At 67.6% G+C, this 23,984-nt stretch carries 23 protein-coding genes, 2 tRNA genes and 2 pseudogenes; 12 read left to right on the top strand and 15 right to left on the bottom strand.

What is annotated here, in order from left to right; all coding sequences use genetic code 11:
- Positions 1-178: 178 nt before the first annotated feature.
- The gene (locus tag NFT33_RS07165; RefSeq protein ID WP_446829398.1) at positions 179-1,135 is read right to left on the bottom strand and encodes an esterase/lipase family protein; all 957 of its coding nucleotides are present in this window, start codon (positions 1,133-1,135) and stop codon (positions 179-181) included.
- Between NFT33_RS07165 and NFT33_RS19380 the strand changes: the two are divergent.
- Positions 1,070-1,231 (top strand): annotated as a pseudogene (locus tag NFT33_RS19380) (DUF8198 family protein); the annotation flags it as partial. The gene NFT33_RS07165 and the pseudogene NFT33_RS19380 sit on opposite strands and share 66 nt — an antisense overlap.
- 97 nt (positions 1,232-1,328) lie before the next feature.
- Complete coding sequence (locus tag NFT33_RS07160) at positions 1,329-1,958, top strand: MBL fold metallo-hydrolase (protein ID WP_251674160.1); 630 nt, start codon at positions 1,329-1,331, stop codon at positions 1,956-1,958.
- A gap of 315 nt (positions 1,959-2,273) precedes the next feature.
- Here the strand turns inward: NFT33_RS07160 and NFT33_RS07155 are convergent, their stop codons facing one another.
- On the bottom strand, positions 2,274-3,206 hold the full coding sequence (locus NFT33_RS07155) for a transposase zinc-binding domain-containing protein (protein ID WP_220787906.1): 933 nt from the start codon (positions 3,204-3,206) through the stop codon (positions 2,274-2,276).
- Between the two features lie 829 nt (positions 3,207-4,035).
- On the opposite strand from NFT33_RS07155, the gene NFT33_RS07150 reads away from it, so the two are divergent.
- The 3 genes from NFT33_RS07150 (at position 4,036) to NFT33_RS07140 (ending at position 6,285) form a co-directional block, all read left to right on the top strand.
- Positions 4,036-5,460, top strand: coding sequence for a tyrosine-type recombinase/integrase (locus NFT33_RS07150; RefSeq protein ID WP_220788009.1), 1,425 nt, complete (start codon positions 4,036-4,038; stop codon positions 5,458-5,460).
- A gap of 193 nt (positions 5,461-5,653) precedes the next feature.
- On the top strand, positions 5,654-6,007 hold the full coding sequence (locus tag NFT33_RS07145) for a helix-turn-helix transcriptional regulator (protein ID WP_220788010.1): 354 nt from the start codon (positions 5,654-5,656) through the stop codon (positions 6,005-6,007).
- Positions 6,004-6,285: a hypothetical protein gene (locus tag NFT33_RS07140; RefSeq protein WP_220788011.1), complete on the top strand. Its 282-nt coding sequence runs from the start codon at positions 6,004-6,006 to the stop codon at positions 6,283-6,285. Before NFT33_RS07145 ends, NFT33_RS07140 begins: the two co-directional genes overlap by 4 nt.
- 190 nt (positions 6,286-6,475) lie before the next feature.
- Here NFT33_RS07140 and NFT33_RS07135 read toward each other — a convergent pair.
- Positions 6,476-7,575 (bottom strand): annotated as a pseudogene (locus NFT33_RS07135) (ISAs1 family transposase); the annotation flags it as partial.
- Between the two features lie 113 nt (positions 7,576-7,688).
- Here NFT33_RS07135 and NFT33_RS07130 point away from each other — a divergent pair.
- The 4 genes from NFT33_RS07130 to NFT33_RS07115 all read left to right on the top strand — a co-directional run bounded on the left by NFT33_RS07130 (position 7,689) and on the right by NFT33_RS07115 (position 10,069).
- Positions 7,689-8,462, top strand: coding sequence for a hypothetical protein (locus NFT33_RS07130; protein ID WP_251674158.1), 774 nt, complete (start codon positions 7,689-7,691; stop codon positions 8,460-8,462).
- A gap of 86 nt (positions 8,463-8,548) precedes the next feature.
- Positions 8,549-9,226, top strand: coding sequence for a hypothetical protein (locus NFT33_RS07125; RefSeq protein ID WP_220787633.1), 678 nt, complete (start codon positions 8,549-8,551; stop codon positions 9,224-9,226).
- A 22-nt stretch (positions 9,227-9,248) separates the two neighbouring features.
- Positions 9,249-9,617, top strand: a complete 369-nt coding sequence (locus NFT33_RS07120; RefSeq protein ID WP_220787634.1) for a hypothetical protein — start codon at positions 9,249-9,251, stop codon at positions 9,615-9,617.
- A complete protein-coding gene (locus NFT33_RS07115; protein WP_220787635.1) occupies positions 9,614-10,069 on the top strand; it encodes a hypothetical protein in 456 nt (151 codons plus the stop codon). The genes NFT33_RS07120 and NFT33_RS07115 overlap by 4 nt, the downstream gene beginning before the upstream one ends.
- A 36-nt stretch (positions 10,070-10,105) precedes the next feature.
- Here NFT33_RS07115 and NFT33_RS07110 read toward each other — a convergent pair whose 3' ends face one another.
- Entirely contained in the window at positions 10,106-10,561 is a 456-nt protein-coding gene (locus NFT33_RS07110; protein ID WP_220787636.1) for a zinc-ribbon domain-containing protein, read from the bottom strand.
- A 72-nt stretch (positions 10,562-10,633) separates the two neighbouring features.
- On the opposite strand from NFT33_RS07110, the gene NFT33_RS07105 reads away from it, so the two are divergent.
- The gene (locus tag NFT33_RS07105) at positions 10,634-10,921 is read left to right on the top strand and encodes a helix-turn-helix domain-containing protein (RefSeq protein ID WP_246607773.1); all 288 of its coding nucleotides are present in this window, start codon (positions 10,634-10,636) and stop codon (positions 10,919-10,921) included.
- A gap of 68 nt (positions 10,922-10,989) precedes the next feature.
- Here the strand turns inward: NFT33_RS07105 and NFT33_RS07100 are convergent, their stop codons facing one another.
- The 7 genes from NFT33_RS07100 to hemC all read right to left on the bottom strand — a co-directional run bounded on the left by NFT33_RS07100 (position 10,990) and on the right by hemC (position 16,500).
- Positions 10,990-11,619, bottom strand: a complete 630-nt coding sequence (locus tag NFT33_RS07100; protein ID WP_220787637.1) for a DUF2026 family protein — start codon at positions 11,617-11,619, stop codon at positions 10,990-10,992.
- Positions 11,620-11,873: 254 nt separating this feature from the next.
- Positions 11,874-11,950: transfer RNA gene (locus tag NFT33_RS07095), tRNA-Arg, on the bottom strand.
- Between the two features lie 41 nt (positions 11,951-11,991).
- A tRNA-Arg gene (locus tag NFT33_RS07090) sits at positions 11,992-12,068 on the bottom strand.
- Positions 12,069-12,153: 85 nt separating this feature from the next.
- Positions 12,154-13,401 carry a heme biosynthesis HemY N-terminal domain-containing protein gene (locus NFT33_RS07085; protein WP_251674156.1) on the bottom strand — a complete coding sequence of 416 codons (1,248 nt, stop codon included), beginning with the start codon at positions 13,399-13,401 and terminating at the stop codon, positions 12,154-12,156.
- Positions 13,402-13,413: 12 nt separating this feature from the next.
- Positions 13,414-14,451, bottom strand: coding sequence for a uroporphyrinogen-III C-methyltransferase (locus tag NFT33_RS07080; protein WP_251674154.1), 1,038 nt, complete (start codon positions 14,449-14,451; stop codon positions 13,414-13,416).
- Positions 14,452-14,737: 286 nt separating this feature from the next.
- Positions 14,738-15,544, bottom strand: a complete 807-nt coding sequence (locus tag NFT33_RS07075) for a uroporphyrinogen-III synthase (RefSeq protein ID WP_251674153.1) — start codon at positions 15,542-15,544, stop codon at positions 14,738-14,740.
- Positions 15,541-16,500: a hydroxymethylbilane synthase gene (gene hemC, locus NFT33_RS07070; RefSeq protein WP_251674151.1), complete on the bottom strand. Its 960-nt coding sequence runs from the start codon at positions 16,498-16,500 to the stop codon at positions 15,541-15,543. Before hemC ends, NFT33_RS07075 begins: the two co-directional genes overlap by 4 nt.
- Before the next feature lie 154 nt (positions 16,501-16,654).
- Between hemC and ppc the strand changes: the two genes are divergently transcribed.
- Together ppc and NFT33_RS07060 are read left to right on the top strand one after the other, a co-directional pair.
- Positions 16,655-19,522: a phosphoenolpyruvate carboxylase gene (gene ppc, locus NFT33_RS07065; RefSeq protein WP_251674149.1), complete on the top strand. Its 2,868-nt coding sequence runs from the start codon at positions 16,655-16,657 to the stop codon at positions 19,520-19,522.
- A gap of 73 nt (positions 19,523-19,595) precedes the next feature.
- Positions 19,596-20,201: a hypothetical protein gene (locus NFT33_RS07060; RefSeq protein ID WP_251674147.1), complete on the top strand. Its 606-nt coding sequence runs from the start codon at positions 19,596-19,598 to the stop codon at positions 20,199-20,201.
- Between the two features lie 5 nt (positions 20,202-20,206).
- Here NFT33_RS07060 and NFT33_RS07055 read toward each other — a convergent pair whose 3' ends face one another.
- Genes NFT33_RS07055 through NFT33_RS07040 form a run of 4 tightly spaced genes read right to left on the bottom strand, consistent with a single transcriptional unit; the run spans position 20,207 to position 23,976 of the window.
- Entirely contained in the window at positions 20,207-21,262 is a 1,056-nt protein-coding gene (locus tag NFT33_RS07055) for a histone deacetylase family protein (protein ID WP_251674145.1), read from the bottom strand.
- 40 nt (positions 21,263-21,302) lie between these two features.
- On the bottom strand, positions 21,303-22,040 hold the full coding sequence (locus tag NFT33_RS07050; protein WP_220787643.1) for an ABC transporter ATP-binding protein: 738 nt from the start codon (positions 22,038-22,040) through the stop codon (positions 21,303-21,305).
- Between the two features lie 33 nt (positions 22,041-22,073).
- Positions 22,074-22,865: an ABC transporter ATP-binding protein gene (locus NFT33_RS07045; protein WP_251674143.1), complete on the bottom strand. Its 792-nt coding sequence runs from the start codon at positions 22,863-22,865 to the stop codon at positions 22,074-22,076.
- Between the two features lie 19 nt (positions 22,866-22,884).
- Complete coding sequence (locus NFT33_RS07040; protein ID WP_375131865.1) at positions 22,885-23,976, bottom strand: ABC transporter permease subunit; 1,092 nt, start codon at positions 23,974-23,976, stop codon at positions 22,885-22,887.
- Positions 23,977-23,984 lie beyond the last annotated feature (8 nt).

The following is a 23,984-nucleotide window of genomic DNA, read 5'->3' as shown; positions in this document are numbered from 1 at the left end:
CGCCAGCCGGGGGGGTGATTCAGGCATGCGCGGCGCCAGTTACCCGGCCCGCGAAGGCGGCTCACCCAGACCAGCAGGTCGTCAGGAAAGGCCGCCTGGCGACTTTACAAAGCACCGACGGCGGGCAGCGGCGGAAATTGACCGGCACCCGCCGGCCAGTTTCCCGCCGCTGCGGTGTTCAGCCCGGCAAGGCGCCGGGCTGGCTGCGTTCCTGCAGGCAGCGCATCACCAGGGCCCACACCTCGGGGTCGCGCAGCAGCTCCACATGCGCCCGGCCCGGCAGGTGCCGCACCTCGGCAGCGCCCGGAAGCACGGCACTGCTGACCGGGAAGACGATGTTGTCGCAGTGGCTGTACAGGCAGCTGAAGTGCTGCGCGAGCCCGGCAGGTTCCGCCGCAGCCAGGCTGCGCAGCCAGCGGCTTTCAAGCCGCATCTGCTTCCCGTTGTAAGTGTGCGCAAACCTTGCCAGCCAGGTGCCGCGGTGCGGGGTGCCCACCGTCACCACGTGGTGGCAGCGCTGCAGGGCCCCGGGCGTGGCGCGCAGCCAGGCGCGGATGGCCAGGCCGCCCATGCTGTGGCCCACCAGCAGCGGCGGCAGGCCGGTGTGTTCTTCCAGCGCCTGCACGGCCGCTTCCAGGGTGGGCACGGTGGCATCGATGCTGCCGAAGTGCGGCTCCAGCGTCACCGCCAAGAAGGGCACGCCATGCAGGCGCAGCTTGGCCATCCAGTCCAGCCACAGGCCGCGGTTGCAGAAGTAGCCATGCACCAGCACCACGCCGCGGCGCTTGGGGCCGGGGGGCAGGAAGTCGGCTTCAGCATCGGTGCGCCAGGGCTGCCACCAGCCGAAGACCTGGGTCGACACCCACCATTCCGCCGCCCAGGCGCGCAGGCGCTGCGCCGGCGTGGCCGGCGGGGCCGGGTCGCCCACGGCGTGACGGGCCTGCAGCACGAACTGCAGGCCCAGCACCGCCGGGTGAAGCAGCGCCAGGCCCAGCCACAGCGGCCACCCGGCGCTGGCCTGGCCACCCAGGTGGGCCAGCCGGCGAGCAGGCAGCGGCAGATCGAGCTCATGCTCGACGTGGGCCGCACGCTGGACCGCTACACCCGCAAGCCCGGCCTGCGCCAGGCCCTGCACCTGATGCGCCGCCCCGCCGCTGCCGCCGGCCTGGGCGAACTGCAGCACTTCCTGGAGACCGGCTTCGACACCTTTGCCGCGATGAAGGGCGCCGAGGACTTCCTGGCCCTGGTGGCGCAGCGCGAAACCGCGCTGGCCCGGCACCTGGACGCGCGGGGGGCACGGCATGACCTCCCCGCACCCCACGCCGGGCGTGAACGCCGCCCAGGCCCTGGCCGAACTGGGCGCCACCGTGCTGCAGCGCGACTGGCTCAGCTCCAACCACATCGTCTTTGCCGGCCATGCCGGCGGCGAGGGTGCCGCCGTGGTGGACACCGGCTTCGACAGCCATGCCCCGCTCACCCTGCAGCTGCTGGCCCACGCTTTGAAGGGCGAACGCCTGGGCCGGGTGCTCAACACCCACATGCATTCCGACCACTGCGGCGGCAACGCCTGGCTGCAGGAAGCGCACCGCTGCGCCACCTTCGTGCCCGAGCCCAGCTTCGAGGCCGTGCGCCAGTGGGACGAAGAAGCACTCACCTTCCAGGAACTGGACCAACGCTGCCGCCGCTTCCACACCGATGCCGCCCTGGTGCCCGGCCAGGCGCTGCGCCTGGGCGAGGCGAACTGCGACATCGTGGCCGCGCCGGGGCACGACCCCGAGGCCGTGATGCTGTTCCAGCCCGAGGCGCGCGTGCTCATTGCCGGGCGCATAGGAAATTCAAACGGTCTCTGGCAAGCCCGGCAAGCCCGAGAGACGCATAGATGGCCGGCCGATACCGGTCTGGATGGCTTGGAACTGACGGCTGCGACGTCGTCTTGTCGTGATCCGGCCAGCCCCTGACGCATCGCTTGGGGCTCGCTGGGCCTCGATATCAGGGTTGACCCTGAATCCGTAGGTATCGAGCCAGCATGCGGCGCAGGGCCATCCTGGCTGCCGCTGGCAACGCAGCCTGAGGGCCCGGGCGAAGTCTTTGTGATGGCCGGCGCGGCTCAGGCAGCGAAGTCTTGCCCTGCCTCGCGCGCCCGCCCCCGAGGCGGTGGCTGCGGGTCCAGCCCCAGGTGAGTCAGGATCTTCTGGATGACCGGCCGCTCGAGGATGGCCGCAATGATCTTCAGCTCGCCCCCGCCGCAGTTCGGGCAGTGCTGCATGTCGATGTCAAAGACGCGCTTGAGCAGCCGCGCCCAGCTGATGCGGTGCGGCCCTGCCTGGATGGTCTCGACCTCGCACTCGGCGGCAGCTGTGGCATCGGTGGCCTGCTCTTGCGCCTCGGGCCCTTGTGGCACCACCAGCTGGCGCAACTCGGCGTTGGGTGCCAGCGTCGGCATCCGGCTCGGCCAGGTAGGTCTGGCCCATGTCCTCGACCAGCACGCCCCGGCGCGTGAGCATCTTCATGAGCCGGGCAATGATGGTGTGCAGCAGTGCACCGAGCTCGTCGTCGGTCGGCGCACCCGCCTCGATGAAACCGGGCACGCCATCGGCGTCGCAGCGGTACACCCCGTCCAGGACCAGGCAGTGGAGGTGGATGTTCAGGTTGGCGGCCGACCCAAAGCGTTGCATCAGCGTGACCGCGCCGCCATGGCCTTCGTCGGCCTGGAGCCCGGCAGCGTCCAGCAGATGTCGCGTGAGCACGCGCTGCACCACCTGCAGCACCGGCGTGACCAGTTCGGGCTGTGCGGCCAGCAGCACGCGCAGCGGGATCGGCAGCGACAGCACCCACTGCCGCACCGGCACATGGGGGATGACGTGGTCCACCAGGTGCGCCGCGGTCTGCGACATCCGCCGCGCACCGCATGACGGGCAGAACCCCCGCCGCTTGCAGCTGAAGGCCAGCAGCTTGTCGTGGCCGCACTCGCCGCAGCGCAGGCGCAAGAAGCCGTGGGCCAGGATGCCGCACTCGAGGAACGCGTCGAACTCGTCCTTGATGAACCTCGGCAACTCGGCGCCTGTGCTGGCCTCGGTGTGCGCGATGAAGCTGGCCGCGTGCTGCTGCACCAGGCGGTACAGCGTGGTCTGCTCGGGACGGTGGCGCTCGTAGTGCAGCGGCGCGACATCCGGCGCCCGCTGGGGTTGCTGCGCCGTGGCTCGCACGTTGGGCTCCCGGTGGGGTGAGCCCGCACGGTCTCAAGCCGTGCTCCGTGCCTCAATCGCCTTGATGGCTGCCCGCCGACGTGTGCCCTCCGTCACGGGGCCTACTACGGGTGACAGCGAGGTTGCCCGACCGGCAGCTTCAGGGCGGCGAGATCGGGACGGCCCATGTCTCTTCAGGGTCGGCATCGCCACATGGCGCTCAAAGAGAGCTGACGTAGCCAAGCACCTGAGCGAAGGCGCCCGCGCGGACCGGGCAAACAAGGTCGAAGGCAGCTTTCTGGGCACTGCGGTCACAGGCCGCTGCAGAAGTCGAGCGGCCGCTTCCGGCGGCCGCCGACATTGGCCGTCGCGAACTGAATGACCGTCCCCAGTCTTCTGCTGGCAGTCGCCCGTTGAAGGTGTCCCCCGATACGCTGGTGCTCGCGCTTGCGACGCAGGAGCCGTCCAGTGCCATCCCGCAGCGTCCTCCGCGATCCCACCACCGGTGGACCCCTGGGTGGACCCCCGAGCCCAGGAAAGACAAACGGGTCAGCCCCTTGTGAGAGCTAACCCGTTGATTTGGTTGGCGCGGCTGGCAGGATTCGAACCCACTACCCCTTGGTTCGTAGGAAGGTACGAAGCAAAAGTGCCCCGAATGAAGCGAACCGACAGACCGCGCTAAGTATTTGACAAACCTAGTGAACTTGGTAATTGCTACCCCTTTGTTCCCCCCAACCTGATACACTCTAGCCCAATAACTTGTTGGGCACACTGTTGGGCACAAATGAATGTGCCCCGCCCCAGCAACAGGCGCAGCAAGGCCCCCAGCGGGCCGCACAAGGGGCGAACAATGACCGACACGACCGAGACCACCACCGACACCGCCGAAGCCTCTACGGGCACGACAGCCAAGCCGAAGGGCACACGCTGGCAACACCTTGAACTTCAAGCCGCCGTGAAGTCCCCGACCGTTACCCGCGTGACCGAAGCCGGGGGCCTCTATGGCGTGGTGAGGCGCACCAAGGACGGCACCGCGTCCGTTCTCTTCCGCTGGCGCTTCCGCCACGCTGGCAAGCTGTGCGACTTCACAGCCGGAACGTGGCCGGGTGACAGCCTGAAGGACATCCGGGACGCCCACGCCTGGGCAATCGAACAGCACAAGGCGGGCAAGAACCCCAGCACCGAGCGGCAACTGTCCAAGGTACAAGCCGCCCACACCCAAGCCGAAGTGAAGCGGGTTCATGAGGAAGAAACCGTGAAGGCCCTTGCCCTCAAGTGGCAGGCCCTGGAACTGAAGAAGCAAGGCGACAAGGGCCGCAAGGACGATGGGGCCGAAGTCATCCGCAGTTTCGAGCGGGACGTGTTCCCCACGCTGGGCAATCGCCCCCTGTCCGTCATCCCCAAGAGTACTTGGGCGGGCCTGTTCGATGGCATCAAGGAACGCGCCCCACGCATGGCGGGCCGCTTGTTCGCTGACCTGAGCCAGTTCCTTGAATGGGCCGTGCGCCGGGACTACATCGAAGTTTCCCCGCTGCACAAGCTGAAGAAGTCCGACATTGCCCCGGCCTACAAAGAGCGTGAGCGCGTGCTGTGGGTGACCAAGACCGACAAGCCCGAGTCCGAACTGTTGGAGCTTCGGGACAAGCTGCCCGCCGCGAAGCTGCAACGCACGACCGAGCTTGCACTGTGGATCATGCTGGGCACCGCTGCCCGTGTCGGGGAAGTGAGCCGCGCCAAGTGGGAACACGTCAACCTCGACAAGAGAACGTGGCGCATCCCCTCGGAGAACGCCAAGAACGGGGAAGAGCACCACGTTCACTTGTCGGACTTCGCCCTGACCCTCTTCAAGGAACTGCACACCCTGACCGGGGGCACGCCCTGGTGTTACCCCGCCGACAACAAGCGGGACGCCGAAGGCAACCCGACCGAACACGTTTGCGTGAAGAGCATTGCCAAGCAAGTGAAGGACAGGCAGCGCACCACGCCCATGAAGGGCCGTAGCAAGGCGACCGCCACGCTTCTTTTGTCCGGGGGCGAGTGGACACCCCACGACCTGCGCCGCACCGCTGCAACGATCATGGGTGACCGTGGCGTGTCGGTGGAAATCATCGAACGGGCCTTGAACCACGTCCCGGACAAGCTGACCCGCACCTATCAGAAGTCCGACCGATGGCCGGAGCTTCAAGACGCATGGAACCGCTTGGGGCAACATCTGGAATGGGCACTGAATGGGAAGAAATCCAACGTGGTGGCACTGCCAACAAAAGCCGCTTGATTACTCTTGACGATTACTAGGGGGTTATAAGAGAATAACCGCACCCGCCCTGCACCATTGGGCGGGTAGTAACTGACCCGTAGGACATCGGGCATTCCGGCAAGCCGTGAATGTGTTGCGCAAATTAGCCGTGCTGGCTTTTTGGCGCACCACACCACGGCTTTTTGCATTCTTGCGCCGGAAAGCCTGTCCTATGCCGATTCAGTTCATCAAGAAAGCCGCCACCAGTGCGGCACACGCCACCCCGGCCCCCGCTGCCCTGGCCTTGCAGCCAGTTGCAGAACTTCCCCCCAAAGCCAAGCCAGCACCCAAGCCCAACAAGGGCCACGCCCGGAAGCTGGCAGTGTCGGGCCTTGACCTGAGCACGCCCCAACGTGTCTTGCTGGGGCACGTTCTCACGCTGCTGAAGACCAGCGATAGCACGCTGAAGCGCCGCATTGCAGCGGGTGACTTCCCGCCCCCGGATGGCATCTTTGGACGCCGCCCCTACTGGCATTCCGCCACCGTGCGCCCGTACTTCACCAGCGCGAAGGAGGGGCAGCAATGACCGTCACGATTCACCACATCCGGGACGGCAAGCGCCCGCACGTCCCCGCCCCACCGACCGAGCCACCCACCAAGCCGAAACACGCCACCCAGCTTTTGGCAAAGGGCAATCGGATTCTGAAGGGTTCCGGCCTTGTCTTGCGCGATTGGGGCACCGAAACCACCCCAGCGGGGCAGCGGTATTACTTGGAAGAGGATTCCGGGGACGATTGGACGCTGATTCCAGACCTGCCCGCCTACGTTGCCGAATTGGAGGGGGCAGGCCATGACAAGGGATGAACTCGCCAAACTGCTGGAATATGACCCCGACACCGGGGCCTTTCGATGGAAGGTCAACCGCCGTGGAACTGCCAAAGCGGGGCAGGAAGCGGGACATATCAACGCAAGCGGGTATCGAATCATTCGCACCCACAAGGGCAGGCACGGGGCACACCGCCTTGCATTCCTGCTCATGACCCAGGGCTGTTCACTTCTCCCGGACGCCCGCATAGCCCAGGATCCGCTCAAGGCACAGGGCATTGCGATAGAGGGCTTGAGCGATGTGGACCTCGCCATTGGCGCGCAGCAGATTGAGGGCGAGATGGCGCAGCGCTGCAAAGACACCGGGATTGCGCCGGATGCGACAGGCGTCCTCGGCCAAGGCGGTATCGAGGACGTGGTGGAGCTGGTTCTCGATGCGCCAGTGGCCGCGGATGGCGAGGGCGAAGTCGTCGGCGCTGGCCCGGGTGGTGCACAGGTAAAGGGCCGGTGCTTCGGCGCGAGGGGCGAAGGCCTTGCGGGCGGGATCGAAGATCTCGGTGGAGCGGGTGACCTCGACGAGGCACTGGAAGTGATCGTGCCAGGGCGCATGACCGCTGCCGGGGTTGAGGAGCCACACGCGCACGCGGCGCTGCTCGATGCGATTGCGCCGGCCCAGCGTGGCGCTGTAGTGCGTGTCGCCGGCGGGGCGCCGCCGGATGTGCTCGCGCATGCGCGCCAGCAGCCCGGGCTGGTTGGCCTTGAGCTGCACCAGCATGTCGCCGCCCGAGGCGACGATCAGCTCGACCGTGTTTTTTGCAAGTGCAGCGCGTCGAGCGTGTACAGGCACCCGCCCAGCCCCAGCTCCTCGATCAGGCGCTGGGCCGCCGCGATCTCGTGATCCTTGCTGCCATCCTCGATCAGCACGTGCCCCAGCACCACCCGCTGCGACACCGCCAGCGCGCTGAGCACCTGCGCCGCTCGCCGATCCTCGAACCGATCCAGGCTGCCGCGCAGCACCTTGCCATCCAGCGCGATCACCGCTCGGCCCGCCTCGTCGGCCATCTGCTCGACCTGCTCGCTCGCCACGCGCCGCAGCGCCGCCTCCACCTCTCGCGCATCGAGCCCTTGCAGGATCTTGCGCAGCCCCGTGTACGCCGGCGCGCGCTTGCAGCGGCTGCCGAACGCCTCGTTGAGCCGCTCCCAGTGCGTCTGCATGAACTGCTCGATCTTGCGGTACGACGTCGCCCCCGACGCTACCGCCAGCACGCTGTACAGCAGCACGTGTGGCAGGTCGTAGCGCCGCCCCTGCGCTCGGCGCGGATCACTGACCTGCGCCAGACTGCGTTTCAGCATCGTCGTCATCCCGCTCTCGCTCCTTCTGCTTCGTTCCGCCCTGTAGTTTGGGGCATCAGCGAATCAGAAGTGAACAGCCCTGGGGTTCATTGGAGTGGGCAGACAAGCAAGTTCAAGCCACCGAAAAGGCAGCGGACAAGCCCGGTATCGGGTGCAAGGTCAAGTGGCAAGGCCGATACATCACTGACCGCCAGCTAGTTGAAAAACTCAAGGAATTGGGAATCAAGAACAAGTCCCAAGAGGCAATAAAGCAATTCCGCAAGAATCACCGGGAAAAGTACCCCGACTTGGACACCCTTCACGATGCAATGCTGAAGAAGTGGGGGGCCTTCGATGCTGGGCAGGCAAAGCCCTTCAAACACCTGCCCGACTTCCTGGGGGACGCCCCCTTGATGGAAGGAATCTACCCCCGCCACCAATGGGAAGGCATTTTGAAGGTACACAAGGCCCTGAGATTGGCCCCGCTGGAAGTGCAAAGGAAAGTGGCCCTAGAACTGGAAGCCGATTACTCCAAGACGCTGGCCCGCATGGGCAAGGAAGCATCCGGCTACAAAGACAGGCTAGAAACTCAGCTTCAGGAAGTGCAAGCCTTTATCCGAAAGGTACGCGACCGAATCCGGGACATGGTGACAAAGCAAGCCGCTTACCTATGCGACTTGAACATATCAGCAAACCCGGACAAGGCGCACCACCTGGAACCCGCTGGATTCCACCACCACGCGAAGGCCGTGCAATCAATTGCAGGAATCCCCCCCAACAAACCGAAGTTCGAAGGGGCACCAAAACCCACGGAAATAAAGGAAAAGGCGATTGCAACCGCTGAAGACGTGGACAAGGCAATGACAGAGCTTGGGCTTTGGTAATCCCCTCATACCCTTTCAATTGCACTTGACTATTGGTAGAATGATACTCATAGCTGAAACCTATTTTCCAACCCGGAGAACGCAACATGACCGCCCAAACCATCCCCCTGAATGTCCTTGCTGACCTTTGCGAGAACGTCCCCGGCTTTGCCGAACGTGTGACCGTGCGCAAGGTGTACCGGGGCGAGAACATCGCCCGCCAATCCACGGCCCGCAAAGGGCTTGTGATTCCCTTTGCCCAAATCCTGGCAGGCCCCAGCGCCCGCGACCTGGGGGACGCTGCCCCGGCCATCCCGAAGGCACCCGCAGCAAGCACGGCCCCCACGGATGCCACCCTGACCCGCACCACGGCCCCGAGCAACTTTTCCAACGTGGGCACCCCCACCACCTTGGGCCGTGCGGGCAACACCCCGAAACAGCCGATCAACTCGCGCCCCGCTTCCACCCTAACGCCTGAGAACTATCAAACGATGGGCGAGCACTTGGCCGAAGCCATTGATGCAGCCATCGCCCAACGGGAGAAGACCCAGCGCGAAGCCCTTGCAATGGAAGCCTTCAACGCGAAGCGAAGCGCCTTCAATCGCTTGAGCGCAACCAAGAGCGACGGCAAGCCGCAAGGTGCGGGCAACGCCTGGGGCCTTCGCAACATCGGGGGCCGCATGGCAGCCGCTGCCCTGGGGCTGACTGCCCGCAAGGGTGAAGGGCAAGCCCTGCCGACTTCCAGCGCATGGCGACCCATGACGGGGGCAGCCCTGAAGGGTTGAACGAAGGCGAAGGATTCCGAACATGGCAAGCCTCACGCCCAAGCAATTGCACGCCGCTTCCCTGATTGCTTCCGGGCAGTCACAGCGGCAGGCAGCAAAGACCGTGGGCGTGTCGCCTCAGACCATGTGCGGATGGGCACGCCTGCCCGCCTTCACCGCCTACGTGCAAGGGCTTCTAAGCACCGTGCATGAGGAAACCGCCCTGAGCCTGACAGCCCACCGACTGCGAGCCGTTGAAGTGCTGGCGCACCTCATGGAATCCGGCCCGCCCGCAACGCGATTGCAGGCCGTGCGCCTTGTGCTGGAAGCCACGGGCACACCGACCCCGCCCGCTGATGATGGACAGCACTTCCACGCCGTTCTAGCCCTACTGCAAGGAATCAAGCCGTGAACCTCGCCCACGCCCCGCACCCGATCCGCAACCCCGCCGAAGACGAAGCCACGCACATTCAACGATGGCGCGACTTCATGCGCCTGGGCAGCGAGCAATGCGACGGATACAGCGACGGCATCCGGGCCGCACTCATCAACATGGTTTGCCGTCTGCTGCCCCATGTGAAGGCCCGCGACTTGCTGACCTTCCCGGATCATCGCTTGTGGGGCCTGGGGCTTGCGGCATATGAAGCCGACCCCGCCGTGTTGGATGCCTTGCCCGACACGATCACGGCAGCACTCACGAGGGGCGAACGCATCGCCCTTGCCTGGGGCCTGAAGAAGCAAGCCCCGACCTTGCCCACGGGGAAAGATGCAATCGAACTCGGGGCCGCGATCTTTGGCCCCCTCATGGGTGAAGTGTTGCGGGACATCGCGTTTCCGCTGGCCCGCCGTGTGGCGACTGCCTGACGCCTCGACCCGCTGCAATTGATTGCACGGCGCGGGCTACTTCAGCCCCTGCACAGCGCCCTTTGCTTCGACACGGAAGGCGGTTTCGCACTGGCGCACGCAGTCGCCGCCCTTGTCGCCCACTTGCTTTTCGCATCCCTGCTTCATCGTGTCGGATGCCATCAAGCCCGCATCCGCAGCTTGTGAGAAGTTCGCCAAAAACACCTTTGCCAAGGCCGTGCCCGCCGCGAAGCACTGTTCAATGTCCGGCTTGTTCGCTGGCTTTGTGACCTGAGCCGGGGCCGCTTGCACTGGTGGCTTCGCCGCCGCCGTGGCCTTGTCCTTCTTGGGCAGCACCATTGCCACCAGACCGATTGCAAAGACGATCAGCAACCACTTGCCAATGCCGCCCTTTGCCTTCTTCTTGGCGGGTTCCGAAGTTCCGCAGTGGGGGCAAGCCTTCGCGTCCGTGCTGACCTGCTTCCCGCACTCCCTGCATGTTGTAAGCGCCATCTTTTGAGATTCCTTTCAATGCCGCATTTTGCAGCATATATACGGAATTCAGAGGGGTGCAGCCCGTGACCCTTGCTCAATTTATTGGGCAAGGCTTTGATAGAACCAGACCAAGCATTCGGGCAGGCACTGCGCAACCTGCGCACAAAACGGAAGTGGACGCAAACGGACTTGGCGTTGCGGGCAGACGTTGACCGCAACTATGTGTCCTTGATCGAGCTTGGCCGCAACAGTCCAAGCGTGCGGATGGTCTTCAGGCTTTGCGATGCCCTGGACATCACACCCTCGGACATGCTCAAGGACGTAGAACGCCGAATGCGAGTGCAGGCGAAGGGCCGCGCCACCACTGCGACGGATTGACCGCCGCCTGTGTCGTGCAACTGATTGCAGGCTTTCCCCTCACGCCTGCCTGCTGCACCGGGTGACGATCACCAAACGCCCTCAATCGACGGGGCACGCAACACAAGTTTCTTGGGCTTGCCGTGACTGTCACCTAGCGCCAGTTCCTTCAAGGCCGATGGGGGACGCCGGAACCAAGCAAGGCAGACATTCGCTAGGTCTATCGAGCCCGCCGATTGGGAGTCAATCAGCGATTCAGCAAGCGCGGAATCATGCTCAAGGTAGAAGTCCCCGACCCGCTGTAGTTCGTTGATATCGGACTTCCGTTCCGCCAATGGCTTCTGAAGCATCCAGCGCGGCAAGTCCAACGGGTGCCCGTCTTCCTTGAAGGCCATGCCCATGATGGGGGCCATGAAGTCAATCAGCCACCCTTGGCACTCGACCCACGCATGAAACGCCTGCCCGTCACTTTCTGGCCCGTCACCCATGCGGCCATACATGGCGACGGTTGAGCTTTTCTCGTCAACCATCATCCCCATGAATCCGGCGCTGATCGTGGCGGGCAGCTTGTAATGCTCCCGAAGGATCAACGTCCCCGCGATGGTGAACAGGATACAGGCCCGATGCGTGCGGGCAACTTCGCTTGCCTCAAGAACGCTGTAGATGACCTGATAGATGCGCTGATAGTCGGGCAGCGCCAGAAGTGGGCGTGTTTTCATGCCAACACCTTACACCGTGCGAAGGCACGCGGGCATGTGCCCAACATCGCGGGGCCTTGTGCCCAACACCTCTAGCGGATGGGACACCCCCAGCGACTGACCGAGCCCCACCGACAGGGACACGGGACGCCCGAGACAAGGACAGGCACCCGACCCGACCCCTACCGTCCCGACCTGTTGGGCACTTTGTTGGGCACATAGGCCAGAAAAGGACAAGGACTTAGCCCCTTGCGAAGCTAAGTCCTTGATTTTGTTGGCGCGGCTGGCAGGATTCGAACCCACGACCCCTTGGTTCGTAGCCAAGTACTCTATCCAACTGAGCTACAGCCGCATTGATCTTGCGATCATCTCGGCGAATTTGTCTTTACTTTATGGTGCGGCTGGCAGGATTCGAACCCACGACCCCTTGGTTCGTAGCCAAGTACTCTATCCAACTGAGCTACAGCCGCCATGCGAATTTCGCTGAGATATGAATTATGGCATGCGCCTGAAAATTTCCGCAAGCACTTCCGACAATTATTTTTTGCCCCCGGATCAGAGGCTGCGTGCCGCCTCGCGATAGCAGCGCTGAGCCAAGGCCTCGTCACCTTCGCTCTCGGCAATCTCGGCCAGCGCGCGCCAGGCCTTCAGCCGCAGCGCCGGTGCCGCATCGGCCGAGGATGCAGCCACCTCCAGCAGGCGATGCGCCCGCCCCCAGAGCTGGCGCTCGGCCATCGCCCGGCCGGCGACATAGGCCAGATGTGCATCGCGCGGCGAGGCGTCGACCGCGGTCTCGAGCAAGGGCAGCCAGTCGGCCGGCAGCCCCGGCAGCACCTCGACAAAGGCATCGAGCACATCGCCACGGTCGCGCTCGTCAAGTTCGGCCAGCCGCTCCCAATGGGGCTTGAGCCAGCCCCGGGCGTCGGAGGGCGCCTCGACCGCAGCAGCACGGCGCGCGGCGCGGGCGGCCACATACGGGTCACGCCGGTCGGCGCCATCGAGCTGCAGCCAGATGCGGCGCAGCTGGTCGGCATCGCGGGCGGTGTCGAGCGCCTCGACCGCCAGCGAGCGCAGCAGCCCCTGGGCGGCCGCCGGCGTGAAGCCCTGATGCTTGGCCAGCAGGCGTGCGGTCTTCAGCGCCTCGAGCGGCTGGCGGGCAAGACGGGTGGCCTGCAGCTTCAGCCGCAGCGCATGGGTGCGGCGGGCCACGCCGGCCGGCAGCTGACCGAGCTGGTCGAGCGCCCGATCGGCATCGCGGTCGTCGACCGCCCACTCGGCGGCCAGCATGCGGGCGCCCTCGCCGATCGCGGAGCCCGAGGGCAGATCCGCCAGCAGCGCCTGCGCACGCGCGAGCTGCTCGTCGCGCCGGCCCTGATCCTGCAGCCGGTGCAGCGCACTGGCCGACAGCAGATGCGCCAGCACCGGCAGATCCGGATCGAGCTTCAGGTCGGGCGCCTGGATGCGGATGTCCAGCGCCTGCTGCGCCGCCTTGTGCGCACGGCCGTAGCGGCCGGCGAAGAGCTGCGCCACCGCCTCGCGCATCGCGCGCTGCACCGCCGCCTCGCGCTGCTGGGTGCGCCACTGGCGCGCCCGCTGCGGCAGATCGATCAGGCCGGAGACCGCCCCCGTCAGCACATGGCCGACAAAACCTGCCGCCAGCAGCAGCAGCACGAAGACATTGATCGACAGATCGACCCGCCACGGCGCCCAGTAGATCGATACCAGCCCGTCATTGGCGCCCAGCGTGCTCGCCGCCAGCACCGCGATGGCGAACATCATCAGCAGCCACACCACCTGACGCATCGTGCGACTCCTTCAGCGTCCGGCCAGCGCGGCCGTGGTGGCGGCCAGCGTGTCGTCCGGCCGCGGGATGCCGACCAGCCGGCTCTGCGAGGAGACCTGGCGCAGCATGTCGGCAGCGATCTGGGTGCGCCGCGCGCTCATGTCGAAATAGGTCACCAGCATGCGCTGACAGGCCTGCAGGTCGGCGACGGCCGCCTCGGGCTGGCGCGACAGCAGCGACAGCCGGGCATTGAGCAGACGCAGCTTCAGGTTCTCGCGCAGGAAGAAGCCCTGGTCAGGCGACAGCAGCATCGCCTCGGGATGATCGATGCGGGTCACCCGCAGCAGGCCGGTGATCTCGGACCAGACCAGCTCGACCGGCCGGCTCCAGTCCTGCAGCCACTGCGGCCAGGCCGCGCTGGCGGCTCCACCCTGCGCGGCCGAGGCCCGGGCGGCGGCCTGCACCGCACGTGCCTGCTGGGCCGCCGCCCGGCCGGTGGTGGCAGCCTGCGAGACCAGCGGCAGCTCGTCGGCCAGCCGCACCGTCTCGTCGAGCTTGATCAGCAGCGAGCCGATGTCGGGCACCGCCACCGAGCGCACCCGGTCCATGTCGCGGGCGATCGCCCGGCGCAGCGGCTCCAGGCGCGGCTGGCTGATGCGCGCCAGCCGCTCGTCGGCGCTGCGCAGCGCCACCATCAGCGGCTCGGCCGAGCCGGTCAGCGTGGACTGCTGGATCGCCAGCCGGATGGCCGAGTCGATGTCGGACACCGCGTTCTCGTCACGCGAGCGCGACAGCGACTGCAGCAGATCGTCGATCTGGCCGCGCTGCAGCGCGACCTCGGAGACACGCGCCTCCATCAGCGCGACCTTGGCGGCCGCGTCGCGCGCGATCTCGTCGGACTGGCGCGCCAGCACCCGGGCCTCGGCGGACTGCTCGCCGCTGTCCTGCTGGCGCTTGACCAGCTCCATCTCGAGCGAATGCACCCGCTGCTGCGTCTGCCAGCTGGTCCAGGCGCCGCCGCCGGCCAGCAGCGCCAGCACCAGGCCGGTCGGCAGGACCCAGCCGGGCAAGGCGGGCGCGGGCGCAGGCAGGCTCGCAGGCAGGCTCGCAGGCGTGGCCACGGGCGGGGGCGCAGACAGCGGCGGCGCGGACGCGGCCGGCGCCACGGACGCCGCTGCGGGCGCGGCAGCAGGAACGGCCGGTGCGGATGCCTCGACCGGCGCCTCGGCGGCGCCAGCCGGCGGAACCGGACTGCTGGAAGAGGAGGATTGATCGTTCACGGGCAATGCGGATCCGGGAGGAGGGACCTCCCTCCGGAAAGATTGTATAGAGCGGACCGCGCCTGCGTGCGACGCATCACGCCTGCGGCTCCTGCGAGGGGTCGAGCGCCTGACGCACCTCAAGCGGATCCGGACGCACCGGCACGACCGCGGCAAAGCCGGCCGCGCGGGCGGTCTCGGCGATGCGCGGATGGGTGGCCAGCGCCGGCACGCGGCGCAGGGCGGCCCTCTCACCGGCCTCCAGCGGCGCCGCCAGCAGGTGCGCGATGCACTGCGAGCTGCTGAACAGCCAGACATGCGCGGCCGGATCGCGCCCGACCGCAGCCAGCGCGGCGCACTCCGCCGCGGTCCAGGCCGGCTCGGCACGCGCGTAGGCGGCCAGGCCGTCGACGCGCGCGCCCGCCTGACGCAGCGTCGCGGCCAGCCAGTCGCGGCCGTCCTCGCCGCGCACGATCAGCACGAGCTGGCCGGACCAGTCCAGCCCGGCCAGCGCATGGCGCCACAGCGATTCGGCATCGAAGCTCGCCGCATCCTCGGGGGGTGCGGCGATCGAGCGCGCCTCGACGCCCTGCGCGCGCAGCGCCGCGATCGTGCCGGGGCCGGTCGCGCCGGCCAGCGTCTGCGCCGGCCAGGCGGCGCCCTCGGGTCGTCCGGCGAAGAAGGCCAGCACCGCGTTCGGGCTGACGAACATCACCAGCCGGTGCCGCGCCAGATCGCTCCAGGCCGCACGCACCGCCGCGTCGAAGCCCTCGCGGCGCACGATGCGCATCAGCGGCAGGGCCTGCGCCGGCGCGCCCAGCGCCTGCAGCCGCGCGACCCAGTCGTCGGCCTGCGGCTGCGGCCGGGTGACGAGCACCGTCGGCAGCGCGGCGGCTGGCGTCATGCGCCGGCCGACAGCGCGGCGGCCGCGTCCAGGCAGACCTGGCCGCCGGCGGCGCGCAACTGGCGCGCCGCTTCCAGGCCCAGCGCCTCGGCGGCTGCGGTGTCGGTCACCTCGGCCGACACGTTCACCACATGAAGCGGATATGCCGCCTCGACCGGATGGCCCAGGCGGGCCTGCAGCACCAGCGTGCCCCCCTGCCAGTGCGCCCAGGCAGCCAGCGGCATGCTGCAGCTGCCGCCCAGCGCCCGCGACACCGCGCGCTCGGCATGCACCGCCAGCCAGGTCGGCGCGTGGGTCAGCGACGCCAGCGCCTCGCGCAGCACGGTCGAATCGGTGCGCACCTCCAGGCCCAGCGCGCCCTGCCCGGCCGCCGGCAGCATCACGTCCGGATCGATCACCGCGCGGATGCGCGCGTCCAGGCCCAGGCGCTTCAGGCCCGCGGCGGCCAGCACGATGCCGTCGTACTGGCCCTCGTCGAGCTTGCGCAGCCGGGTATCGAGGTTGCCGCGCAGCGGCTGCACATCCAGGTCCGGCCGGATCGCCTTGAGCTGCACCACCCGGCGCAGGCTCGAGGTGCCGACCCGCGCGCCCTGCGGCAGCGCCTGCACCGACTCGAAACGGGGCGAGACCCAGGCATCGCGCGGGTCCTCGCGCTCCAGCACGGTGCACAGCGAGAAGCCCTCGGGCATCTCCATCGGCACGTCCTTGAGCGAATGCACCGCCAGGTGGGCGCGGCCCTCCTCCAGCGCGACTTCCAGCTCCTTGACGAACAGGCCCTTGCCGCCGACCTTCGACAGCGCGCGGTCCAGGATCTGGTCACCCTTGGTCGTCATGCCCAGCAGCTCGACGCTCCAGCCGAAGCGCTGGCGCAGCAGGGACTGGACATGCTCGGCCTGCCACAGGGCCAGGCGGCTTTCGCGGGTGGCGATGATGCACGGGGACGACAGTGTGTTCATGCCGCGATTGTCCTTCATCGGCCGACGAAGTCGTGACAGGCCTCACACGGCGCCAACGGACCGGTTCTGGTCCGAAAGCTGCTCTGGATCACCACTTCGGGTGCTAACATGCGCCGCGTAACCCGGTTACCACTCCATCGCCATCGAGGTTTCAATGCCCCGCGCTGCCCGTCCCGAGAAGAACGCCGCTTCCGCCCCCGCTCCTGAAACCCCGGTCGTCGAGACCGGGTCGGCCGCCGATGCGGCCGAGAAGAACCGACCGCTGGTCGAGGACATCCGCCTGCTCGGGCGCATCCTCGGCGACGTCATCCGCGAACAGGAAGGCAAGGCCGCCTACGAGCTGGTCGAGAAGATCCGCCAGCTCTCGGTGGCCTACCGCCTGAAGCAGGATGCCAGCGCCGGCAAGTCGCTCGACCGCCTGCTGAAGAACCTGTCGGTCGAGCAGACCGTCAGCGTGATCCGCGCCTTCAGCTACTTCTCGCACCTGGCCAACATCGCCGAGGATCGCCACCATGTGCGCCGCCGCGAGGTGCACGAGCGTCAGGGCCATCTGCAGGAGGGGTCGCTCGCGATGGCCTTCGAGCGCCTGGCCGAGGCCGACATCCGCGCCGACGACATCGCCGGCACGCTCGCGCGGGCCTACATCTCGCCGGTGCTGACCGCGCACCCGACCGAGGTTCAGCGCAAGTCCATCCTCGACGCCGAGCGCGCCGTGGCCGAGCTGATCAACCAGCGCGACCATCTGCACACCGCGCGAGAGCGCGCCGAGAACGAGGAGCAGCTCGCCGCCCGCGTGACCCAGCTCTGGCAGACACGCATGCTGCGCTACACCAAGCTGACCGTCTCGGACGAGATCGAGAACGCGCTGTCCTACTACCGCTCGACCTTCCTGCGCCAGATCCCGAAGATGTACCGCGAGGTCGAGCACGCGCTGCCGGGCCGCGACATCGCCAACTTCTTCCGCATGGGCAACTGGATCGGCGGCGACCGCGACGGCAACCCCTTCGTGACCGCCGAGACGCTGAAGCTGGCGCTGTCGCGCCAGAGCGAGACGGCGCTGCGCCACTACCTGACCGAGGTGCACCAGCTCGGCGCCGAGCTGTCGATGTCGCTGCTGCTGTGCCCGGTCACGCCCGAGATGCGGCAGCTGGCCGAGCGCTCGCCCGACCAGAACGCGCACCGCCAGGACGAGCCCTACCGCCGTGCGCTGATCGGCATCTACGCGCGCCTGGCCGCGACGCTGCACGAGCTGACCGGCACCGAGGCGCTGCGCCACGCGGTGGCGCCGCAGAACCCCTACGCCTCGGCCGAGGCCTTCCTTGCCGACCTGCGCGTGATCGAGGCCTCGCTGAAGTTCCACCACGCGCAGGCGCTGATCGCGCCGCGCCTGGCGCCGCTGATGCGCGCGGTCGAGGTCTTCGGCTTCCACCTGGCCACGGTCGACCTGCGCCAGAGCTCGGACAAGCACGAGGAGGTGGTGGCCGAGCTGCTGCGCGTGGCGCGCATCGAGGCCGACTATTCAAGCCTGGACGAGGCCGGCCGGCGCACGCTGCTGCTGAAGGTCCTGGACGACGCGCGCCCGCTGCGCGTGATCGGCGCCGACTACTCCGACCACGCCCGCAGCGAGCTGTCCATCTTCGAGACCGCGCGCGAGATGCTGGGCCGCTTCGGCCGCCACGCGCTGCGCCACTACATCATCAGCCACACCGAGGATGTCAGCGACCTGCTCGAGGTGCTGGTGCTGCAGAAGGAAGTCGGCCTGATGCGCGGCACGCTCGACAGCGGCGCGGCGGTCAACGACCTGATCGTGGTGCCGCTGTTCGAGACCATCGGCGACCTGCGCAACGCCGCGCCGATCATGGCGCAGTTCTACGCGCTGCCCGGCATCGCCGGCATGGTCGCGCGCTCGGGCCGCGAGCAGGACATCATGCTGGGCTACTCGGACAGCAACAAGGACGGCGGCTTCTTCACCAGCAACTGGGAGCTGTACGCGGCCGAACTGGCGCTGGTGGATCTGTTCGAGCAGCTCGGCCGCGACCACGGCATCACGCTGCGGCTGTTCCACGGCCGGGGCGGCACGGTCGGCCGCGGCGGCGGCCCGAGCTATCAGGCCATCCTGGCGCAGCCCCCGGGCACGGTGAACGGCCAGATCCGCCTGACCGAGCAGGGCGAAGTGATCGCCTCGAAGTACGCGCACCCCGAGATCGGCCTGCGCAACCTGGAGACCCTGGTGGCCGCGACGCTGGAGGCCACGCTGCTGCACCCGACCAAGAGCGCGCCGAAGGCCTTCCTGGACGCCGCGGCCGAGATCTCGACCGCCAGCATGGCCGCCTACCGCGCGCTGGTCTACGAGACCCCGGGCTTCACCGACTACTTCTTCAGCGCCACGCCGATCCGCGAGATCGCCGAGCTCAACATCGGCTCGCGCCCGGCCTCCCGCAAGGCCACCCGCGCGATCGAGGATCTGCGCGCGATTCCCTGGGGCTTCAGCTGGGGCCAGTGCCGCGTGGCGCTGCCGGGCTGGTGCGGCTTCGGCTCGGCCGTCGCCACCTATCTGGCCGGCGCCAAGGGCGACAAGGCCCAGGCCGAGCGCCTGGCGCTGCTGCAGCGCATGTACCGGGAATGGCCCTTCTTCCGCACCCTGCTGTCCAACCTGGACATGGTGCTGGCCAAGACCGACCTGCGCATCGCCGCGCGCTACCTCGATCTGGTCGAGGACAAGAAGCTCGGCAAGAAGATCTTCGCCGCGATCGAGGCCGAATGGCAGCGCACCCAGGACGCGCTGAACCAGATCACCGGCGACGCCCAGCGCCTGGCCGCCAACCCGACGCTGGCGCGCTCGATCGAGCACCGCTTCCCGTATCTCGACCCGCTCAACCACCTGCAGGTCGAGCTGATGCGCCGCTACCGCCAGCGCCCGGCCGACGCCAAGACCGCCGGCGACCCGACGCTCGAGCGTCTGCAGCGCGGGATTCACATCTCGATCAATGGGGTGGCGGCCGGCCTGCGCAACACCGGCTGATCCGCGTCGTCCTCCCGGTCTCGCGAGTCCCGGTATGCTGACCGGGCCCTCGACATCCGGGAGAGACGCCACCATGAAGCCCCGCATCGACGAGCTGCTGCAGCGCATCCAGTCGCTGCAGGAGGAACTGGAAGAGGAATACCGCCAGCGCCGCGACGAGTTCGAGCGCAGGCGCATCGAGCTGGCCGGCGAGTTCCTGCGCCACCAGCGCCGCTACCGCATCGGCTGGCTGCGCTTCCTGCTGCGCTCACGGCTGCTGACGGTGCTGACCGCACCGGTGATCTACGCCGGCTGGATTCCCTTCCTGCTGATGGACCTGTTCGTCACCGTCTACCAGTCGGTGTGCTTTCCGGTCTACCGCATCCCGAAGGTGCGCCGCGCCGACTACATCGTCTTCGACCGCGAGGATCTGCCCTACCTGAACGCGATCGAGAAGTTCAACTGCTTCTACTGCTCGTACGGCAACGGCGTGGCGGCCTACACCCGCGAAGTCGCCGCACGCACCGAGCAGTACTGGTGCCCGATCAAGCATGCGCGGCGCATCCGTGGCGCGCATGACCGCTATCCGCGCTTCTTCGATCACGGCGATGCCGAGGCCTTCCGGCAGGGTCTGAACCGGCTGCGGCGGCAGTACGGCGATGCCGACCGTCCCGCCGAAGGCGAGCAGGACGGCCGCTGAACGCGTCAGCCGGCAGCCGCCATGAAGCCTTCGAGCACATTGACCACATTGACGCCGACCTCGGCGACCGCGTAGCCGCCCTCCATCGTCAGCACCACCGGCAGGCCGGCGCGCGCCAGGCGTTCGCCCAGGCGCAGGTAGTCGTCGGCGCGCAGGTGGAAGCCCGAGATCGGGTCGCCCTCGAAGGTGTCGACGCCCAGCGCCACCACCAGCGCCTCGGCGCGGTGGGCGGCCACCGCGGCCAGGCCGGCCTCGAGCGCCTCGAACCAGGTCGTGGCCGAGGTGCCGCGCGGCAACGGCAGGTTCAGGTTCGCGCCCAGGCCGGCGCCCTCGCCGCGCTCGTCGGCATGGCCGAGGAAGAAGGGATATTCGGTGCGCGGGTCGCCGTGCAGCGACACCGTCAGCACGTCATCGCGGCCATAGAAGATGGTCTGCGTGCCGTTGCAGTGGTGGTAGTCGACATCGAGCACCGCCACCCGCGCTGCGCCGTGGTCGCGCAGCGTCTGCGCCGCCAGCGCGGCGTTGTTGAGAAAGCAGTAGCCGCCGAAGAAGTCCGGCCCGGCGTGGTGGCCGGGCGGGCGGGTCAGCGCGAAGGCGGCGCGCTCGGCCGCGGCCACCGCCAGCGCGGCCGAGCGGGCGCAGGCCGCGCCCTCGCGGGCCGCCGCCCAGGTGCCGGCCATGACGGGGCTGCCGGCATCGAAGGAGAACAGGCCGATGCGCGCGGCGAAGCTCTCGGGCAGCACGTCGGCGCGAAAGCCCCGCACCGGCCAGACCGCCGGCAGGATGTCGGTGCCGGCGTTGGCCGGATCGAGCGCCACCCACTCGTCCCAGGCACCGGCCAGGAAGTCGAGGTAGCGCGGCGCATGGATCGCCGCCAGCGCCGCGTCCAGCCCGGCGTCATCCGGCACCGGATCGTGCAGCGCGCCGACCGGCCGGCGCGCCAGCTCGGCCAGCACATGGTCCAGCCGCGCGGGCGTCTCGTGACAGGGCACGAGGCGGCCACGGTACATCTCCAGGCGCGCGTCGTGGCGGCGGTAGAGGGCGTTGCGGAAGATCTTCATCGGCACCGGCCCTCCCCGCCGGACAGGACACGCAGGACGTTCACTCGCCCAGGTAGGCGGCGCGGACCTTCGGGTCCTCGAGCAGCTGGCGGCCGGCGCCGGTCATGGTGATCAGGCCGGACTCCATCACATAGCCGCGGTCGGCCACCGCCAGCGCGCGGCTGGCGTTCTGCTCGACCAGCAGCATGGTCACGCCCTGCTTGTGGATGTCGTTCACCACCTCGAAGATCTTGTCGACCATGATCGGCGACAGACCCATCGACGGCTCGTCGAGCAGCAGCACCTTCGGGCGCGCCATCAGCGCGCGGCCCATCGCCAGCATCTGCTGCTCGCCGCCCGACATCGTGCCGGCGAGCTGGTCGCGGCGCTCCTTCAGGCGCGGGAAGATGGAGAAGACCTTGTCGATGTCCTCCAGGATGGCCGCCTTGTCGTCGCGGGTGTAGGCGCCCATCTGCAGGTTCTCGGTGATGGTCATCCGGGTGAAGGTGCCGCGACCTTCCGGAATCATCACCAGACCCTGCTTGGCCAGATCCCAGGCGCCCTGCCCCTTCAGGCTGCGGCCGAGGTACTTCACGTCGCCGTCGCCGATCGGCTGCAGGCCGGTGACCGCCTTCAGCGTGGTGGTCTTGCCCGCGCCGTTGGCGCCGATCAGCGAGACCAGCTCGCCCTCGCGCACTTCCAGGCTGACGCCCTTGACGGCCTGGATGCCGCCGTAGGCGACCTTGACGTTCTCGATGCTGAGCAGGACCTGCCCGCTCTTCTTGTCATTGCTCGACATGATGGTCTGCTTTCCTGTGCGCTCAAGCCGGGCTCAGTGGGCCTTGTGGCCGGTGCCGAGGTAGGCCTCGATCACCTTCTCGTTCTTCTGCACTTCGGCCGCGGTGCCTTCGGCGATCTGCTTGCCGTAGTCGAGCACCGTCAGCCGGTCGCACAGGCCCATCATCAGCTTGACGTCGTGCTCGATGATCAGGATGGTGCGGCCGTCCTTGCGGATGCGGTCGATCAGCTCGCGCAGCACCACCTTCTCGGTGGCGTTCATGCCGGCGGCCGGCTCGTCGAGCGCGATCAGCTTCGGATCGGTGGCCAGCGCACGGGCGATCTCCAGGCGGCGCTGGTCGCCATAGCTCAGCGTGCGCGACTTGAACTCGGCGTACTTGCCGATGCCGACATAGTCGAGCAGCTCCTGCGCGCGCTTCGCGATCGCGGCCTCCTCGGCCTTGAAGCTGGAGGTGCGCAGAACCGCGCCGATCAGACCCGACTTCGTGCGCACATGGCGGCCGACCATCACGTTCTCCAGCGCGGTCATCTCGGGGAAGAGCCGGATGTTCTGGAAGGTGCGCGCGATGCCGGCCGCAGCCACCTCGTGCACGGCGGTGGGCGTGTAGGGCGCGCCGCCGAGCTGGAAGGTACCGCCGTCCGGCGTGTACAGACCGGTGATGACGTTGAAGAAGGTCGTCTTGCCGGCGCCGTTGGGGCCGATCAGACCATAGACCTGACCCTTGCGGATGGTGATGCCGACGTCGGAGAGGGCCTGCAGGCCGCCGAAGCGCTTGGAGACGCCCTTGACCTCGAGGACGATCTCGGATTGCGTGCTGTTGCTCATGAGATGCTTCTCCTGGGGATCACTTGGCGACCGGGGCGGCCTTGCCATGCTCGGGCGCCGGCCACAGGCCGCGCGGACGCAGCAGCATGATCGCGATCATCGCCAGCGCGATCAGCAGCTGGCGCAGGATGGCGGCGTCGAGACGGCCGCCGGTCATCGCCTGGATGTCGCCGGCGACATAGCGCAGCACTTCCGGCAGCGCCGCCAGCATCACCGCACCCAGGATCACGCCGGGAATGTGGCCGATGCCGCCCAGCACCACCATCGCGACGATGATGATCGACTCGGCCAGCGTGAACGACTCCGGCGAGATGAAGCCCTGGAAGGCCGCGAACATCGAGCCCGACACGCCGCCGAAGGTGGCGCCCATGCCGAAGGCCAGCAGCTTCAGGTTGCGGGTGTTCAGGCCCATCGCCTTGGCGGCGATCTCGTCCTCGCGCACCGCCATCCAGGCCCGGCCGATGCGGGAGGTCTCGATGCGGTGGCAGATGATGACGGTGAAGATCACCAGCGTCAGGAACAGGTAGTAGTACAGCGTCACCGACGGGAAGCTGTGGCCGAACAGTTCCAGCGGCTTGCCGAAGCTCACGCCGCCGATGCTGATCGGGTCGATCTGGCTGATGCCGCGCGGACCGTTGGTGATGTTGACCGGATGCTCCAGGTTGTTCATGAACACCCGGATGATCTCGCCGAAGCCCAGCGTGACGATGGCCAGGTAGTCGCCGCGCAGCTTCAGCGTCGGTGCACCCAGCAGCATGCCGCAGACCGCCGCGACCGCTGCGGCGATCGGCACCACCGCCCAGATCGGGAAATGCATCCCGTCCGGATAGGCCGCCCGGATGGACTCGAAGTTCTCCATCAGGTGCGGCGAGGCCACCAGCGCGTACAGATAGGCCCCGACGGCATAGAAGGCGACATAGCCCAGGTCGAGCAGGCCGGCGTAGCCGACGACGATGTTCAGGCCCAGGGCCAGCATCACGTACAGCAGCGCCAGCGCCATGATGCGCACCCAGCCCTGGCCGAACTGCGCCACCACCAGCGGCAGGGCCAGCAGCGCGACCGCCGCCAGCAGGAAGACGACGATCTGCTTGGTCTTGTCCATGTGTTGCATGTGAGTCT

The sequence above is a fragment of the Sphaerotilus sp. FB-3 genome (genome assembly GCF_023706025.1).
GTDB lineage: Bacteria > Pseudomonadota > Gammaproteobacteria > Burkholderiales > Burkholderiaceae_C > Sphaerotilus > Sphaerotilus sulfidivorans.
The sequence above is the reverse complement of the archived record's forward strand: the minus strand, read 5'-3'. Positions and strand labels throughout refer to the sequence as shown.